11 protein-coding genes are annotated in these 18,265 nt (G+C 60.6%); 2 read left to right on the forward strand and 9 right to left on the reverse strand.

Going from position 1 to position 18,265, the window contains the following annotated elements; translation table 11 throughout:
- Nucleotides 1–28: 28 nt before the first annotated feature.
- The 6 genes from NCR39_RS14970 to NCR39_RS14995 all read right to left on the reverse strand — a co-directional run bounded on the left by NCR39_RS14970 (nt 29) and on the right by NCR39_RS14995 (nt 7,464).
- Nucleotides 29–1,108: a glycosyltransferase family 4 protein gene (locus NCR39_RS14970; RefSeq protein WP_250452888.1), complete on the reverse strand. Its 1,080-nt coding sequence runs from the start codon at nt 1,106–1,108 to the stop codon at nt 29–31.
- Nucleotides 1,109–2,269, reverse strand: a complete 1,161-nt coding sequence (locus NCR39_RS14975; RefSeq protein ID WP_250452889.1) for a glycosyltransferase — start codon at nt 2,267–2,269, stop codon at nt 1,109–1,111.
- A 473-nt stretch (nt 2,270–2,742) separates the two neighbouring features.
- Nucleotides 2,743–2,922: a hypothetical protein gene (locus NCR39_RS14980; protein ID WP_250452890.1), complete on the reverse strand. Its 180-nt coding sequence runs from the start codon at nt 2,920–2,922 to the stop codon at nt 2,743–2,745.
- 259 nt (nt 2,923–3,181) lie between these two features.
- Entirely contained in the window at nt 3,182–4,453 is a 1,272-nt protein-coding gene (locus NCR39_RS14985; protein ID WP_250452953.1) for a flippase, read from the reverse strand.
- A 422-nt stretch (nt 4,454–4,875) separates the two neighbouring features.
- The gene (locus NCR39_RS14990) at nt 4,876–6,363 is read right to left on the reverse strand and encodes a N,N-dimethylformamidase beta subunit family domain-containing protein (RefSeq protein ID WP_250452891.1); all 1,488 of its coding nucleotides are present in this window, start codon (nt 6,361–6,363) and stop codon (nt 4,876–4,878) included.
- Nucleotides 6,364–6,405: 42 nt separating this feature from the next.
- Entirely contained in the window at nt 6,406–7,464 is a 1,059-nt protein-coding gene (locus tag NCR39_RS14995) for a glycosyltransferase family 2 protein (RefSeq protein ID WP_250452892.1), read from the reverse strand.
- A gap of 518 nt (nt 7,465–7,982) precedes the next feature.
- Between NCR39_RS14995 and NCR39_RS15005 the strand changes: the two genes are divergently transcribed.
- Nucleotides 7,983–9,101, forward strand: a complete 1,119-nt coding sequence (locus NCR39_RS15005; RefSeq protein WP_350029678.1) for a sensor histidine kinase — start codon at nt 7,983–7,985, stop codon at nt 9,099–9,101.
- 61 nt (nt 9,102–9,162) lie between these two features.
- A complete protein-coding gene (locus tag NCR39_RS15010) occupies nt 9,163–10,524 on the forward strand; it encodes a hemolysin family protein (protein WP_250452893.1) in 1,362 nt (453 codons plus the stop codon).
- Between the two features lie 652 nt (nt 10,525–11,176).
- On the opposite strand, the gene treY is transcribed toward NCR39_RS15010, so the two are convergent.
- The 3 genes from treY to treZ are packed head-to-tail and all read right to left on the reverse strand — an operon-like array spanning nt 11,177 to nt 18,206.
- Nucleotides 11,177–14,122 carry a malto-oligosyltrehalose synthase gene (gene treY / locus NCR39_RS15015; protein WP_250452894.1) on the reverse strand — a complete coding sequence of 982 codons (2,946 nt, stop codon included), beginning with the start codon at nt 14,120–14,122 and terminating at the stop codon, nt 11,177–11,179.
- A complete protein-coding gene (gene malQ, locus NCR39_RS15020; protein ID WP_250452895.1) occupies nt 14,119–16,314 on the reverse strand; it encodes a 4-alpha-glucanotransferase in 2,196 nt (731 codons plus the stop codon). The genes treY and malQ overlap by 4 nt, the downstream gene beginning before the upstream one ends.
- A complete protein-coding gene (gene treZ, locus NCR39_RS15025) occupies nt 16,311–18,206 on the reverse strand; it encodes a malto-oligosyltrehalose trehalohydrolase (protein WP_250452896.1) in 1,896 nt (631 codons plus the stop codon). The genes malQ and treZ overlap by 4 nt, the downstream gene beginning before the upstream one ends.
- Nucleotides 18,207–18,265 lie beyond the last annotated feature (59 nt).

The raw sequence follows: 18,265 nt of genomic DNA on the forward strand, positions 1-18,265 counted from the left end.
CCACTAACAGCGCGCGCCTTGCGCGTCTTCACTGCTTGTTGATGAAATGCATCAATAGACGCGCGCTTTCCGTCCAGCGATAACGCTCCGCGTGCGCGAGCCCGCGTCGCCTGAGGTCTTCGCTAAGCGTAGGCGAATCGAGCAGTTCCCGCAGCTTTGTTGCAATGTCTTCGACCGAATACGGATCGCAGTAGATGGACGCATCGCCGCATGCTTCCGGCAACGCGGCCGCGCGTCCCACGAGCGTGGGACATCCGTTTCGCATTGCCTCCAGAGGAGGAATGCCAAAGCCTTCGTAGATGGACGGATAAAGAAAGCACGCTGCATGTTGATACAGCGCCTTGAGCTTTTCGTCGCTGACATAACCTGCTTCCTTGATATTCGGCGCGCTCGACAAGTCCTGCGACTTGCCGAAGATCGCGGCATTCTTCATACCGACTATAACGAGGTCGATAGAAGGATCGTTCAGACGAATGAATGCTTCGACGAGACGCTTGAAGTTCTTCGTCGGGTTCATGCTACTTACTGCGAGGACGTAACGATTCGGCGTGAGATTTAATTCCGCAATTACCGATAAATCCGGCGCGACGTGATCCAGATGGTCCGCGGCAAGCGGCACGACACCGATGCGCTCCGGCTTCACGCCGACATGATGCGCAAGCCGGTCGCGCGAGAACTTCGAATTCGTCAGCACGCAGCTCGACGTGCGCGCGAGTATCCAGAACATCACGCGATACCACGCGCGGAACTTCCACGAGAAATGCGCGGGCGTGTCGAAGACTGCGGCGTCGTGCATGTAGATGATCTGATTGGAGCGAAAGATCGAGCCCGAATTGCTGAGATTGACGATGCGCGATCGTCCCGCGAACAACGGCAACGCGAGTTGCTCCCACAGCACGCCTTTGCCGAAACCGAGCTTCACGGTCGGCACGCCATCGACCGGCATGAGGTCCGGCTGCGGCGGCACGGCAAGCGTCACATGGGCACCTTCCGGCAGCTTCATGAGCGCAGCGACCAGCTCGCGTGCAACGCGTTGCACGCCGGTCGTCTTCTGACTCGTGAATCGCCCGTTGTAGACGAGCTTGCTCGTGGCGAAGGAGGTGTCCATTTATTTCGCTTCAAAACTGTGAGTCGGGGCGGCTTCATACGATGCGACTTCACTCGGCGCCAGTGGTTCGCGCGCATGCTTCTCCGCTCCGAACTCGTAGATCGAAAGCCACTGACGGAAGATCGAATCCATCGAAAAGCGCGTGCTCGCGGATTGCCTGGCAGCCGCGCCCATGCGTGCGCGCAATGCGGGGTCGTCACGCAGGCGCGCAATGTACGTCCTCATCTCTTCGATGTTCTTTGCAACGAAGCCCGTCACGCCATGCCGAACGACGTCACGGTTGCCGACGACATCGGTGACCACGGCGGGAACGCCGGCGACCTGCGCTTCGATCAGCGCGATCGGCATGCCTTCCCAACGCGACGTCTGCACGTAGACATCGAGCTTCGAAGTGAGTTCAAGCGCGCGATCGCGCGTGACCCATCCGCTGCATGTCACGGCGTGGTTCCCGTGGCTGGGCAATTCATTCTCATTTCCGCCGATCCATAAAAAACTGACTGACGGCGTTTGAAATTCAGTGGCAAGCGCGGCGAACGCTTCGTGATTCTTCTGGTACGACGCGCGTCCGCTCATGCCGATCACGATGCCGCCATCGGCCTTCTCGATGCGCGGCGGAATCTCCGCTACGTTCACGCCGTTCTCGATCAGCAATGCGCTTCGCGGATCGATCCTGCTTTCGATTTCCTGCAATTCACTGGCCGAGCACGCGACGATGGTGCCGCCCATGCGCGCAGCAATGCGCTCGAAGCTGAGATAAGCGAACTGCCTGGCCGCTGCGACATCGCGGCGAAGGAAGGCGAGGCCGTGCGGCGAATAGAACACTCGCGCGTCGGGGGCCGCGATGCGCGCGGCAGCACGACCGAGCACGCCGGCCTTCGACGAATGAAGATGCACGACGGAAGGCTCGCACTGACGAAGCGCGCGGACCAGAGTCCATACACCGGTCCAGTCCTTCGCCGGATGCACTTCACGGTGCATGTTCACGTGAACGAGCTTGATCGCGGGATGAAAGAGCCTTGCGAAGTTGACGGGCGTTTCGGGTCGTATCGAATGAAGAATCGTCACGCCGAACCCGGCTGCCGCTGCCCGGTTCGACAATTGCGTCAGCATGGACAATACCCCGCCGCCGAACGCCTCGGAAATGTGGACGATCTCTTTCATATCGGACTCTTTTTCTTCTTCGCGAACTGCCGAGCACCCCGTCGCACTCGCAATGGAGAATATAAGTCGCCACGTCTTATCTATAGTTGGTAGCACACATATCCCGGGGCTATGCAACGGGGGACTGTGCGCGAGTACACGTTGAAAGGAAAACACAAGGCGTTACAGGGAAAAGCAAAGCATCACTAAGCGAGTGAGTTTCAGATCACTCGCTGAACCTGTTCACGCTATATGCCGATCGAATGAATGCGGCCGCGAAAGACGGCCGCAATGAGCAGCCGCAATGAGCAGCCAGTTCGACTCGATGACGGACTCGCGCGGCGCGAGATCAAGCGTCGCGCTTCAACGCAGCGACGCTTTTCCAATGCACGAAGTGAGTCGAACGAGACGTGCGCTCAAGCGTGAATCGTCTGGCTATGCATCTTTTCGATGCAACGCGTGATTCGGCTCAAGTGCAAGTCGTGCTGATAAGGTCAATTGACCTCGGGTTGGGTCTTGGTGTCGGCCAACGGGTGTTGCGAGAAGGCGATCTCGCAGACTTCGAGCAGCACCCGCAAGTCCTTGACCGGAATGGCAGCCGATTGCATGCGCAGGTTCTCAGCGCGCTCAACCAGTTTCTGTACGCGCTCGAACGAAAGGTCGTCTGATTTCATGCCACCGCTCACAATAAGTATTCTTACTAAGTACCATAAACCCCTAACCATGGTCCGTCCGTGCGGCACCACACATACACGACTGCAACTTCTGGAGTAGCGGCGCAGTCAGGCATGCGCTGCCCGCCGCTGAAGCGCGGTCAGCGGGCAGTGTCGAGGTGTTTATGCACGTGCGTTCCGCACCATGTAGGGGCGGCGAAAGGGGAAGATGCGTCTCAAAGAGACGCATTCACACAGAGGAGCACGAAACGCGCCAGACTCACGAACCGGCGCTTTCCGGCATTTGACGCGAGCGCTTGAGCAAAGGCACGCCTTCGAGATGCAGCGTGAAGGCCATTGCAGCGGCGATCGCCGTTTCGACAATCAGCACCGTTGCTGCTGCGCCTTGCTCGTGGAACAGCGTCGCGAGTACGGCGAGCAAAGCGAAGTTGAGTATCGCCGAGCCAATCAGCACGCGGCTGAAGTGGGATTTCATGCCGAGCGGAAGCATCGTCTGAACGCCGAAGAGATCGGCCAGGCCGGACATCAGCGGAACGAACGCCATCCACCGCAGCACATCCACCGTCGGTCCGAACTGCGGGCCGTAAAGCAGTTTCACCGCGAGCGGTGCGCCGAAGAAAATACAAACGGAGATGATCGAAACGATCGCGCCTTGCACCACGAACATCTTGCGCAAGAAGGCGAATGCATCATCGCGTGCATGGTGCATCAAAAAGCTCACACGCGGATATGCGGCGGTCTTGAGCGGTCGCAGCATGTTGAGCGCCGCGCGGATGAGCTTGTCGCCCGCAGCGAAGTAGCCGCCCGCCACGTTGCCCGCGATGAACGTCAGCAACACGATATTGCTCGACGCATAGATATCGACGAGCGATGTCGCCATGAACACGCTCCATCCGTCCTTAAGCCGGTCGATGACGGTCTTGAAGGGCACGTGAACGAAGTCGAGCTCGCGTCGAAAATACAAGTAGATGCAAATTGCAATGCCCGAGAGCAGTGGCACCAGTGTATTGACCCACATCGCGTTGTTCACGTCGTCGTGGTGACGGACGAACAGGTACATGGCCGGAATGCTCAGCGCGCGTCCGACAAAAACGATTGCGCTGATGACGCCAAGATCTTCCACGCCCTGAAAATACCAGGTGGGAATGAGCATGGAGCCGATCGCCATGCCGAAGCCGACGAGCAGCAGCTCGCGATTTTCCGCAAGCATCGGCACGATGAACGTCAGTGCCAGCAGCACGACGAAGCCGCCAACAGATAACAGTATTTGCGCGTACATCGTTTCCCAGAACATCTGGGACCGCAGCGCGCGGTTATCGCGATTGATGGATACCTTGGGTGTCGCGGTAAGCGAAAAGCTGTAGTTGGTCAGCGTGATGAAGTACGTCGTGAAAGCCATGGCGAAGGAAAGCCGCCCGTATTCGCTTGGTCCAAGCACGCGTGCCAGCCAGGGCAGCGTCAAAAGCGGTGCAAGGTAAGTTGATACCTGCAACGTCATCAGAATGGTGAAGTTCTTTCGAAAAGATGCCATTGAGCGGTTTTTCCCGACTTGAGTGCTGCCTGATGTCGATGACGCAAAAAATGCTGCTTCTTTAAATGTGCCCTTCATGGTGGGCAATTCCATGACAACGCCGGAGACGAATAGTTTCGTCAGCGTTATCTCGTCACGACAGAGACGCAAGGACAAGGAGGGTGAAGCGTCCGTGTCCTGACCTGACAGCGGATGCGCAGAGGGGCATGGCAAAAGGCGATGCAACGCTGGAACGACCGCGCATCAGTACGGCGCCTTTGACAAGGCCCCGGAAATGACGCGACGCGTCCGCAGCGAACATTTAACAGGAAAAAAATGAATTGGTCAGTGGGTTTGCACACGCAAGTCATCCGCGCGATGTGCGTGATCCGCTAAAGCGACCGCGGAGCAGGGCGGCTCCGCAGTCATTCATCGCACTCGGCTCAGGCCGCTGCGTTCGCGATTATCTTATTCGCGGCTTGACTGACGTGCTCGATGAACGCATCTTCGCGCACGATGTGATGCGGTGGCAAGCCGACGAACCTGCGCACCACGTTGCGCGTGATCTGATCGACGATCAGCCGGCTCTGTGCATGCTTGTCCATCAGTACGCGAGGCCAGTCGGTCGTGCCGCCGTTGAACACGAGGCCTTGTTTCTCGCTGCCATTGCGATCGGGCTGAAAGACGCCCATTGCGCCCATGCCGCCCATGTCCCAGCCCGTGAGCCTCACGGTATCGGCCAGTGTGACGAAGCCGTTAGGCGTGGGCGGCACACCATCGACCTCATAGCCGACGAGCCGGTCCGCTGCACCGAAGGTTTGCCCATTGCGCAAGCCGGTGCCTGCAAAGACCCAATGGTCGGCATTGCGCACGGTAAAGCCTATGGCTTCGCGCTCGCGTTTGATCCAGCCGCCGCGCAGTCGCTTCCATACGCCATATTTGCCGCCGCCATATCCATAAGAGAGTCCGATGAGGTCCGACTCGTCATGTCCCGGCCACTTTTCGCCAAGGCGATTCATCAACGCGTAATCGCCATTAATGGGCGCATCCGCGTAATCGATGGGACGAAAGCAAGTATTGCCGCTGAATATCGCGAGGTTGCCGCCATCGGCAATAAAGTGCGCGACATGCTCGCGCATTTCCTTGCTCCAGTATTCGTGATGTCCCACGCTCAGCATGCAGCGATATTGATCGAGCTTCAGATCGGTGCCGCGATGCAGGTCATGATCCGTATAGAAGTCACATGCGATGCCTTCGGTCCGCAGCCAGCGAATGAACTTGGCGTCCCAATGCGTGAACTGCTGACGCGGCGAGCGCGGATCATACGGATCGATAGGCTCGCCGAGTTGTGCGCCGAGACCGCCGCCGGGCCGCAACAAACTCACTCGCGTTTGCGGCTGCGTGCGATGAATCGGATCGCCGTAATAGCATCCGCCGCCCGTCGAGTTATATGCGTGATAGGTATTAACGGGAACGATGTACGCGATCGCAGCCGATGGCTTGCGTGGCCGCGCGATGATGAGCGCCATGCTGTCGCTATCGGGCGGTCCCGCGAAAATGGGCTTGTGTGCAGCAGCGCGACGCCCGAGGTCGTTCAAGGGCTGGCCGCTTGCATCGACTTCATAGGCAATCGCGACATACGCGCCGCTCGCGAGCGTATTCGTATTCGGCTTGATGGTCACGACGGGCCAGCGCCAGTCCTCATCGAAGCGTGCATTACGCGGACTGCCCGGCGATTGAAAAACGATCCGCCCGTTAATCATTTCCGCGCGCACGCTGCCGCCCGGTTGCACGGCGACACCGCCCACGCTACTCAGGTCTTCATCGTTGCCTTGCTGATAGATCGCGATGCTAAACCGTGCCCCGGGTTGCACTGCAAGCTCGAACCAGTCGCCGGCTGTGAAGCCGGGCCTCAACGGATAGATCTGCATCACATCCTCGCTGTGTTATTCGTTATGCGTTATTCGTTTTTGTTATTGATTGCTCGCCGCGATGGCGCGCGGTGTCGGCGTCGGCGTCGGCGCGCGAAGCTCCTTGCCGAGCACGCGCTTGACCATGCGCTTGGTTTGAAACCAGCGCCGGTCCGCCACGATTCGTGTATGAAAGCGCAGCTGCGAAGGCGTGTCCGTGCGATTCGCAGCAAAGACGCGATAGCGCGCGGCGGTGCCCTCGACGAGTCGAATCGATTCGGCAAACGCGTGCGCATCCACGCGCGCCACCTGATGACATGCGTAGGCAAAGACCTTGTGAAACATCGCGAGCCAGAAGGGATCTTGCGGACCGCCGTTGCAGCGTGCGAGCGTTTCTTCGGCGCAGATCGTGAGACTCATCACCGTATGAGGTGTTGCCTTCGTCGTGATGCTGCCCGCGCGGCGGCGATAGAAATACAGGTCGTCGGCAAGCCGGTAAAGCGTTTGCGCGCGTGCATAAACGAGCGGAATGGCAGCGGCGTCTTCATAGACGCGACCTGCTGGAAATTCGATGCCGTCCCAAAGCTCGCGCCTGTATACGCGCGCGACCGGAAAGACCTGATACACGCGTGCGAAGTCGAGTAGCGCGTGAAGGTCGCATGTGCGTGGACCGGTCGTCGCGGGATCGATCAACTCGACCTGGTCGATGAGCTTGCCATTCGAATTGATGATGCCGACGTTGAACTCGATGATGTCGGCCACGTTCCTGTCGAGCAAGGGCAGGATCTTGGCGGCGAAATCCGGAGACCACACGTCGTCGGAATCGAGAAAGCCGATGAACGGCGACGACGCCAGCGCGATCGCGCGATTGCGGGCCGCCGACACGCCACGGTTCTCTTGATGAATGACGTGAATATTGCGGCCGTGCGCGCTGCGCTGAACGTCGAGAATGCGTTCCAGCGTGCGGTCGGTCGAACCGTCATCGATGACGATTATTTCGATCTCGTCAGCGCGTGGCTGAGACAGCGCCGATCGAAGCGATGCGGCAATATAGTGCTCGACGTTAAAGGCGGGAATGATCACCGACAGCAATGTCGGCGCAACGCTGCGGTCGCGTGTCATGGGCTCGTGTCACCGGTTGAAATTTTGATTGAAGACTTACCGTGGCCGAGAGCGGCGTTGCTGGTCGGAGTGAGTCCCCGTCGCGGCCCATGATGTCGTGAGCCGGCCAACCAGCGCGCTATCTTGAGCAGCAGCGTATAGCTATTTGTAAGCAGAAAGTGTTCGAAGACGCACGATGCATCGGCGCGTCCTGATCGGCTTGGTGTGCAAGACCGCATATGTCGCGGTCGTTAATGCTTGCCGAAAATGGTGCGCCGCCTGGCGCTCAACAAAATTGCGCAAGTGACTTTCTAATGCGTGTTCCGAAGGCCATGCAAAAGCCTGAAAGTGGCGGCTTGCATGTTGCTTGCTACAGCGAGGCACGGGCGTCCGATGCTTCGCATGCGCGTCGGACGCTCACATATAATGGGCTCGTCGGGGCCTGCACCGTTTGGCGCAGTCGTTGCGCCCTTTGCCTGCATGCTTTTGCTTCTTAGCGACATGAACCGCAACATCGATATACGCAAGGACCAACAACCGTGACCACGTCTTTTTCCAGTTCGGTCGAATCTGGAGGCGCGCAGCAGAACGATACGGCTGCCGCAGGAAACGACGGCGTGCTGGTGCTCGATGCCGCCCAGCACTGCCTTTCCGCCGATGCCGCCTTCGCTCATATCTTCGATATCGATTCCGCAGGACTGACGGGCCGCGCGCTCACGGAAACGTCCTTGCCCAAGCCGCTTGCCGCAGCGTTGGCCGAGGCCGCGGATGCGGCGCTCGCGGGCAACGGCATCCGGCGCGCGCAAGTCACTATCGACGACGATTCGACGCGCAGCTTCAGCATTCTCGCGCTGCCATCGAATGAGTCCGTCACGTTGATCGTCTCGCCGCGCACGGGCGCATCCCCGACGCAGGAAAACACGGAGCGCATTGCGCATCTGCGGGCAGAAGCATCGCTTTTCATGCGCGACCACGTTTTGTCCGTTGTCTCGCATGATCTGCGCGGACCGCTCAATGCCATTCATAGCTGGGGATACGTGCTCGAGCGAAAGATCGACGCCAAGGATCCTGCCGCGCAGCGAGCGCTCGCGGGCATACGCTCGGGCGTGGAACAGCAGGTGAAGCTGATCGAGCAATCCGTCGATACGACGCGTGCCGAAACGAAGGCGCTCGCGTTGTCGCTTGCGCCGGTGGCGGTGCTGCCGTTGCTGGACAAGAGCGCAACGTTTGCGCGAAGCAGCATTGCGCGGCAGCGCGGCGTCACGATCACGGTTGAATCGCCGTTGGCGGAAGAGCAGGTCGAAGGCGATGCCGAACGCCTCACGCAAATGCTGTGGCTGATGTTCGCGTTCGCCGCCGAAGCGAGTGCGCGCGATTCGAGCGTGCAGGTGACGAGCAATATCGAAGGCAACATGTGGCGCACGGACGTGCGATTCACGGCATCGGCGAAGGCACTGACCGATGCATCGTTGCCGCATGTGCTCGAAGCGTTCGCGCGGCGGCAGGCGCTGGAGCCGCGCGAGGGCGGACGCATTGCGTGGGCATTTGCGCTTTGCAAGCGCGTGACGGAGGCGCATGGAGGCGCGTTCGAGCATGCGAACATCGCGGATGGCGCGGACGTGGTGCTATCGGCGCGTATCGCGGTTGCCGGGATGTAATTTGACTTTCGATTGCCTGTCGCCCATATACTGACACTTTCCACTTTCGAAGAGAGTTGCTTTGGCTCAGGTTGTCGCGCTGATCGGCGCATTGTTGCTCGTCGCCCTGAATGGGTTTTTCGTTGCGGCGGAATTCGGGCTCGTCAAACTCAGGGCGACGCGCGTCAAGGCCATTGCGCGGACCAATGGCCTTCCTGGCCGCTTGCTCGCCAAGGTCCACGGGCAACTCGATGCATATCTCTCCGCATGTCAGTTGGGCATCACGCTGGCATCGCTCGGATTGGGATGGATAGGCGAGCCTGCGTTCGCCTCGTTGCTGCATCCGCTCTTTGCGCTGGTCGGTGTGGAATCGGAAAGGCTCGTCGAATCCATCTCGCTCTTCTTCGCGTTCTCGGTCATTTCATTTCTGCATATCGTCGTTGGCGAGCTTGCCCCGAAGTCGTGGGCCATTCGTCGCGCGGAACAAGTGGGCTTGTGGCTTGCCACGCCGCTTTATGGCTTTTATTGGGTGATGTACCCGTTTATCTGGGTGCTCAATAGCAGTGCGAATCTGGTGTTGCGGCTCTTCGGTATGTCGGGCGAACATGGTCACGACGCGCATTACTCCACCGACGAACTCAAGTTGATTTTGCGTGGACGGCGTCTTGGCGGGGCATCGTCGTATAACGCGGATGAGTGGAACACCATTGCGCATTCGCTGGACTTCAGCCGCATGACGGTGTCGGATCTGATGCGGCCGGGGCATGAACTCGTGGGGCTGCGTAATGATTTATCGGTGCGCGAGAATCTCGCGGTGATCGCGCGGCATCGCTTTAGCCGGTATCCATTGTTCGCGGATGCGACGGGCGAGCGAGTGATCGGCATGATTCACCTGAAGGACTTATTGCTTGCGCGCGATGCGGAGAGTCGCACGTTCAGCTTCAGTTTTAGCAAGGACGGCGAGAAACTCGACAAGTTATCGCGCTATGTGCGGCCTGTGCAGTACGTGGCGCCGAATCTGTCGGCGCTGGAACTGTTCAGGCGCTTTCGCAAGGGCGCGCCGCATTTCGCGATTGTCGGGAGGAAGGGCGCGAAGCCGATCGGCTTCATCACGCTCGATAATTTACTCGGTGCGCTCGTGGGGCAGATTCACGACGAATTCCGTCAGGGCGATGCGGACTGGTCGCGCATGGACGATGGAACGCTGATGGGCAAGGGTTCGTTGCCGGTGGTGTCGCTCGAGCGTGCGCTTGGGATCGATATCGATGAAGGGCGCGCTGAGTCGGTCGGCGGACTGGTCATTAATGCGCTGGGCGACTTGCCGTCGGAGGGGCAACGCGTTGCGTTCGACCGGTTCGATATCGTCGTCAAGAAGATGAATGGGCCTCGGATCGTACTGGTGCGCGTGTATCCACGCGAAGAAGAGTTCGAAAATGAACTCTGAAATTTTCTTTTCTTCGGTATCGTTTTTTCGTGTCGGTCTATTAGTGCGCCCCTCCCCGGGGCGGGGGTCACTTTCTTTGCTGCTGCAAAGAAAGTAACCAAAGAAAGCAGCTTTTCTGGCCCGAAGCACTGACTGTCTGATCACTCCGTAGAACCACGTTGGCACTCAGCTTGAATCAACCCTGAATCACCTTCCGCGCCCACTGAGCGCCACCCCACGCGAGCCCCCGGGCTCGACAACACCATCGCGTGCTAGCGCCCACTCAAAACTCAAAGACTCTGCCCAGCAACCGCAAACCACGCGTCACGAATAACGCTACGAACCAAGTCTTCCCGATTGATGGCGCGATGAGTAGGTTCTGGGTGAAATTTGTTCGAGTGGCGCATTGCAAACCAATGGTTTTGTCGAGCCAGGGGGCTCGCATGGGGTGGCGCTCAGCGGGCGCGGAAGGTGATTCAAGGCTGATTCACGCTGAGTGCCAACGTTTTTCTACGGAGTGCACCGTCAGAAAACGAAGTGCGGGCGAAAAAGCTGCTTTCTTTGGTTACTTTCTTTGCAGCAGCAAAGAAAGTGACCCCCGCCCCGGGGAGGGGCGAGCTAATAGACCGACACGAAAAACAGGACCACCCCGCCGGCAAGGCAAAAACAAACCTTAAGCCCCACACCCCGGAACCCCTTCCTCCACGAGCAACGCCACCGGCATGACACCCAGCGCGTCACGCAAAAAGAGCCGCTCACCATCCGCCTTAGGCGCATGCGGGCTGAGCCAATCGAAAAGCGCTCGAGAATGGAGCGCCTCCGGCAGCACGACATAAGTGTCGCCCCACACAGAAGGCTCGACCAAAGGTACATCGCGCTTATCGCCGAGCAACGGCGCCGCCAGCCGCGTAGCAATCACAATCGCATAAGCACTGCCCGCATGCCGCGCATAAGCAATCACATGCTTCGCATGTTCCCCTTCCACCGCGAGCGGCAAATACTCACCTTGCGCAAACAGCGATTCACAATGCTTGCGCAACGCCAGCGCCCGCCGCACGAGGCCGAGCTTCACGCGTCCATCACGCCAATTCGGCATCTGCTCCGAAGGCGGACCCTTCGCATCGATCTCTTCGGACCACTGACGACGCAACGCATAATCCACCGGCCGACGATTGTCCGGATCGACCAAACTGAAATCCCATAGCTCGGTGCCCTGATAAAGATCCGGCACACCGGGGGCCGTCAGCCGCAATAGCGTCTGCTGAAAGCTATCGATTGCACCGACCGGTCCAATCCGCGCGACGAAAGACGACAACTCCTGCAAGAAGCCATTGCGCCGCTGCGGCGAGACGATATCGAACAGGAAGTCACGGCATGCCTGCTCGTAAGCCTCATCCGGCGCGAACCAACTCGTGCGCAACTTGCCTTCGCGCAGCGCCTTCAATTGCCACTGCGCCACGCGCTCCGCCAGTTCCTGAACGCCCGCTTCGTCGTCCGGCGCGAGCGTGAGCGGCCAGCAACCCACGAGCGTTTGATACAGCATCGACTCGGCAGCAGGGCCGGGCGCCCAGTCGTGGCTATCGCTCGTTTCATCGTGGCCGCCATTCGGCCCGCGTCGCAATGGCGTATTCAACGTCGACCACGCCTTGAGCGTCGCCGCCCATTCATCGGGAATCTCGCTCAATGCCGCAATGCGCGCGCGCACATCCTCTCCGCGCTTGTGATCGTGCGTCGCGGTGCACAGCATCGCATGAGGGAAGGACGCAAGACGCTCACTATTACCCTTGTGAAACGCCTCGACCGACAACGAAAATTCGCCCGGATCGGCGCCCACTTCGTTACGCGAGATGAGCCGCCCATAGCGATAACACGCCGTATCCTCCACCGCCTTCGCCGCCACCGGCGACGTCAGTTGCGAGAACAAGGTCTGTGCTGCGCGGCGCTGCGATCCCGTCGATGCCTGCGGGTTCTGTCCCGCCTGCGCCTGATTGCGATCCCGCTCACGATTGCGATCCGCCGCGCGCTCGCGCTGACGATCGTTCCGCTCATTACGTTCATTGCGTTCAGCCTGCGCAGGTTCGTCAGGCAGCTTGCCGCCGAGCCATTGCGCGACCTGATCGAGTATCACGTGATCCGCAGCGGCCAGCGATTCGCGCGCCTTCTCCAATGCCTGCGAGAAATAACGATCATCCTCTGCGCTGCGCACGCCACCCACCGGATAGATGCGATACACCGGGAAATGCACGACGAGTTCCGCCACCACGCGACGGATGGACGTGAACGTGAAATCGCGCGTGGTCTGCGCATCGCGCGCAATGCGATGCAACGCACGCGTCACACGGTCAAGCTCTGCCGCGAGATTTTCCGCAAGAATCTTGCGTCGCGCGATGAGCGCTTCATCCGCGAACTCACTGCTCTTGCCGGTGATCTCGGCCCACAACGCAGCAAGCGGCTCCGCGCCCGCAGGGTCGTGCAGCAACGCGCCGACATCGTTCATGAAGTCATAGCCGGTCGTGCCGTCCACCTGCCAGTCGCGACGCAACGGCTCACCGCGCGCGAGAATCTTCTCGACCACGAAGTACGTGTGGCCGCTTCCGTGGCGCAACGCTTCGGGACGTTCGGCGGCCAATTCTTCGAGCCGCGCACGCAAACGCTGACAATACTCGCGCGGCTCCGCGAGGCCATCGACGTGATCGATGCGAACGCCATCGATCAAACCTTCCGTGAAGAGCCGGAAGATCAGCGCATGCGATGCCTCGAACACCTCGGGCCGCTCCACGCGCACGCCGCCCAGCGTGCTCACGTCGAAGAAACGCCGCCAGTTCACTTCGTCCGCTGCGGTGCGCCACCATGCGAGCCGATAGTGCTGCCGTTCGAGCAGCCGATGCAAGCGCTCGCGTCCCGCCTGCGTCTCCGACGAATGCGCGGCGAGCACCGCTGCAATCGCGGCCTGTCCGCCTTCCGTCTGCGCGATGGTCGCGAGCGCGGTGCATGCATCGGCGGCGCGCGGCTGATCGGCGGGTTGCGTCGTCAGGCCGCTGAAACGCTGCGCAAGCTCGGGCGCTTCTTGAAGCACCGCGGGGTAATCGACCGGACACACAGGGAACACATGCGAGTAGTACTCAATGACGAAGCGCCCCTCGTCCGCACGATACGCGAGCTTGATCTTGCCGCCCTGCAACTCTTCGCCATACGCTGCGCCGAGAAACGGCGCGAGCACCTTGCCGCGCAACGCGGGGTCGGGCGAGTGCCAGTCCACATCGAAGAAGCGCGCATGCGCCGCATGCCGGCCCCATTCGAGGATGTCCTGCCACCACGCGTTCTCCGATCCGCCGACGCCCATGTGGTTCGGCACCACATCGACGATCAAGCCCATGTCGTGCGCGCGCAGTTTCTCGACGAAGCGTCGCAAGCCTTCCTCGCCGCCGAGTTCGGGATTGACCTTCGTGTAATCCACGGTGTCGTAGCCGTGCGCGGAGCCGGATGTCGCAGTCGTGATCGGCGATGCATACGCATGGCTCACGCCGAGCGACGCGAAATAGTCCACCTGCGCGGCGGCGTCGTCGAACGTGAAGCCCTTGTGAAGCTGAAGCCTTAGCGTGGAGCGCGGTACTGTCATGGCGTTTCGGGCTTTGGGGTATCTAAGTTGTCAGGGTGAACGGCGCGCTTGCGGGCGGATTCCACGGCGAGCAGGCGATCGCAGAATGCATCGTCCAGAAAGAGTTCGTCGACGGGCAGCGTCATGCGCCGACGCCAGTTCGGATGCTCGTCGATCGAACCGGGAAGGTTCGGCTGTTCGGCAAGCGCGAGCAAATCTTCGAGCGGATACGTGACCATCGGCGCGGGCGTCATGCCGACGAACGCGAGCGCTTCATCCACGGGCGCGTTATCGACGGGCGGCGCTTCGACATCCGGAGCCGCCACGCCCGCTTCCTGAAACGCGCGCCACAGTTGCGCGCGGTCTTCGCTCCGCGCTTCCATCGCGACTTCAACGGGATCGCGGCCATCGTCGCGCGCCATCGTCTGGCCTATCTTCGAGCGCCATTCGATGTCCTCTCCGCGCCACCATCCGGTGACCGTGGGAAGGTCGTGCGTCGTCGTGGTTGCGGTCACGCCGTTGCTCCATTCGCGAGGCGGCTTGAATCCTTCGCCATCCTCAGTACGTTCGAACCATAGCACGCGAATACCTAGCAAGCCGTGCTCCTGCAATCGCTCGCTGAAACCGGGCGGCACGGTGCCGAGATCTTCACCGACGACGATCGCGTTATAGCGCCACGATTCCAGCGCAATGAGCCGCAGCAGATCATCGAACGGATAGCGCAGATACGCGCCGTCCTTCGCGCTTTCGCCTTCGGGCACGAGCCATAGCCGACGCAAGCCGAGAATATGATCGATGCGAATGCCGCCGGCCAGCGCGAACGAACAGCGCAACATGTCGATGAACGCGGCGAAGCCCTGCATGCGCATCGCGCGCGGCGAGAACGTCGTCAGTCCCCACGATTGGCCGGCCTGATTGAAGAGATCGGGCGGCGCGCCAACCGACACGCCCGTGAGCATTTCATCGCGATACGACCACGCGTGACTTCCGGCGCTATCGCAACCCACGGCGAGATCGGCGACGAGACCGACCGCCATGCCCGCATCGCGCGCGGCGTGCTGAGCATGCATCAGACCTTTGGCGGCGAGCCATTGCGTGAAAAGGAAGAAGTCCACGTCGCGGCGATGCGCGTCTGCAAACGCGGCCACCGCATCGCTGCGCGGATCGCGCAATTCCTCTGGCCAGTTGCGCCAGTGGCCTTCGCCGTTCCGCGCGATCTGTTCTGCTTGCAACGCTTCGAAGCGCGCGTGATCTTCGAGCGCACGTCCGCCTTCTTTCACGAACGATGCAAAGTCTTTCGCGAACGCCGATTCACTGTCTTGCGAGAACGCATCGAAGAGCGCGCGCAACACGGCGATGCGCGCTTTCATCGCACGCGGCCAGTCGATGAGCGGCATGCTTTCGAGTTCGGCGAGTTCATCGGCGACGCCTGATTTTTCGATCGCGGCGCGCGCGGCCGGCGCACCGAGCACTGCGGCGGGATCGACATGCGCGATGTTGATGAAGAGCCGCGACGAGGGCGAATAAGGGCTGAACTTGTTCGGCTCGGCGCTGAACATCGCGTGCATCGGGCTGATGGCGATCGCGTGGCTGCCGTGCTTCGCGGCCTTCGTTGCAAACGATGCAAGCGCCGTGAAGTCGCCGATGCCGCCATCGCCATTGCGGCGCAAGCCATACACCTGTGTCGCGATGCCGAATAGCGGCGGCGCTTTTTCAGCGTCGTCGTGAAGCGGACGCCAGGCGTCGTCGATCGTATAGCAGCGTGCAGGCGCGACCGCGAGCGTCGTGCGATGGTCGTTGATGACGAGCGTGTGATAGCCCGGCTCGGAGATCGGCGCGAGCAACGCGGTCTCGCCTTTGGGCGACGTGAAGCGTCCGTCGATGACCTCGCCGCTTTCCAGTTCCACGCGATACCGCGCGCCCGACTTCGCCACCGACACCGGCAGCGCGATGCCGCGATCCACTTCCGCCGTGATGAGCGGCGGCAGCTTGCGGCCGCTCATTTCCGCATCGACGGCGGCCATGCTCTGCTTGATCTGCGTGGCGTTGCCGCATGGCAGGCCGAGCTTTTCGAGCAGGATGCGCAGCGTGTTTTCAGGCACACGCTGCGTGTTCTTGTGCGCGTCCTGCCATTCCACTTCGAAGCCCGCGCGTTCCGCGAGCGTTTCGAGCGGAGAGCGTGGACGCGCATCCTTTTGCTGGTTCGCGGTCACGGGCGTTGTCCTTCTTTCTGTTCCAGATGACGCGCATCGTGCGCGCTTGCGTATTCGTTCACGTCGCCGGTCAGCCACGCGACGAAGGTGCGCGCGCTCAATTCGCCCGCGCTCGTGCGATCCTGCGCACGCGCGGGCGTTTCGAAGATGACCTTGCCTTGCGGTGCATCGGAAAGGGCGACGGGCGCATCCGCGAGATTGAGCGCGATGGTGAGCGTTTCGCCATCGCCGAGCTTCCAGCGTGCAACGACCGCCTTCTCGCCGATCACATTCGCGCCGAGCGCCTTCGAGCTCTTCAAACGCGGCATGATGAGCTTCGCACGCACCGTCAGCGCCGAGCGATAGAAGTGCAGCCAGTCCAGACGATCCAGCTCGTCTTCCTTGCTCGACACGCTCGGCGACGACATCTCGAACGTGCGCTTGTCGTTCGGATCGGGAATCTGCGCGCGGCGCTTTTCGTCGGCGAATGCGGAGAACTTCGCGAATTCACGGCGTCGGCCTTCGCGCACCGCATCGGCGAGTTCGTCGTGATAGTCGGTGAAGAAGAGGAACGGCTGCTTCGAACCGTATTGCTCTTCCATGAAAAGCATCGGAATTTGCGGGGAAATCAGCAAGAGTCCGGTGGCGGCATAAAGCGATTGATCGTCGGTCAGCGAGCGCAGGCGTTCGCCCATTGCGCGATTGCCCACTTGATCGTGGTTCTGCAGGAACATCACGAAGGCCGTGGGCGGCAAGTGCGCGCTCGGCTCGCCGCGCGGCGCGCCATCGTGAATGGGCGACGGATCGCCCTGATACACGAAGCCTTCGGCCAAGAGACGCGCGAGCTTCTCGATGGGCTTCTCCGAGTACGCGCCGTAATAGCTCTCGCTTTCGCCGGTGAGAAGCACGTGCAGCGTGTTGTGCGAGTCGTCGCTCCATTGCGCGTCGAAGTGCTTTTCCAGAAGGTTCGCCGTGTTGTGCTCGTTCTCCAGCACGAGATGAATATGACGTTGCGCTTCCACCGAACTGCGCACGCGGTCCGCGAGTTCGCGCAGCCATTCGTCGTCGTTGATCGCGTGCACCGCATCGAGGCGCAGGCCATCGAAGCGATATTCGTTGAGCCAGTACAGCGCATTGTCGAAGAAGAAGTCGCGCACTTGCGGACGTTCGAAGTCGATCGCCGGTCCCCACGGCGTATTCACGCCTTCGCGGAAGAACGTCTTCGCATAGGCATGCAGATAATTGCCGTCCGGACCGAAGTGGTTGTAGACGACATCGAGAAACACCATCAGGCCGAGGCCATGCGCGGTATCGATGAGTTCTTTCAGTTCTTCGGGACGGCCATACGCGGAATCGGGCGCATAGGGCAGCACGCCGTCATAGCCCCAGTTGCGCGTGCCGGAGAAGTCGTTGAGCGGCATCAGTTCGATCGCCGTGATGCCCAGTTGCGCGAGTTCGGGCAGACGCGCGATGACGCCTTTATAGCCGCCCATCGCGCCGACGTGCAGCTCGTACAGCACGGTCTCTTCCCACGGACGGCCGTGCCAGTTCGTGTTGTTCCAGCGATACGCGCGCGGATCGACGACTTCGCTCGGACCATGAACGTCTTGCGGCTGAAAGCGCGATGCCGGATCGGGCACCGCGAGGTCGTCGTCGAGACGATAGCGATACAGCGTGCCGGCGCCCGCATTCGCTTCGGCTTCGAACCAGCCGTCGCCGGCCGGCTGCATTTTGATGAGTTCGGGCGTTTCGCTGCCGGCACGTTGAATTTCGACTTGCACGCTCTCGCGCGACGGCGCCCAGAAACGAAAGCGCGTGCACGGCGCTTCGCGATCCGCGCCAGTGAGATGGGCGCCGAAGGGAAGGCAATGCGCGTGTTGATGCTTGTGAGGATCGATCGGACGTTCGGACATGATTTCGTGCCTGGTTGCTACCGCATTGCCACTTTGATTGGATGCGTGCCGCGCGAGCC

Source organism: Caballeronia sp. ATUFL_M2_KS44 (assembly GCF_023630965.1).
In the GTDB taxonomy this organism is placed as follows: Bacteria; Pseudomonadota; Gammaproteobacteria; order Burkholderiales; family Burkholderiaceae; genus Caballeronia; species Caballeronia concitans.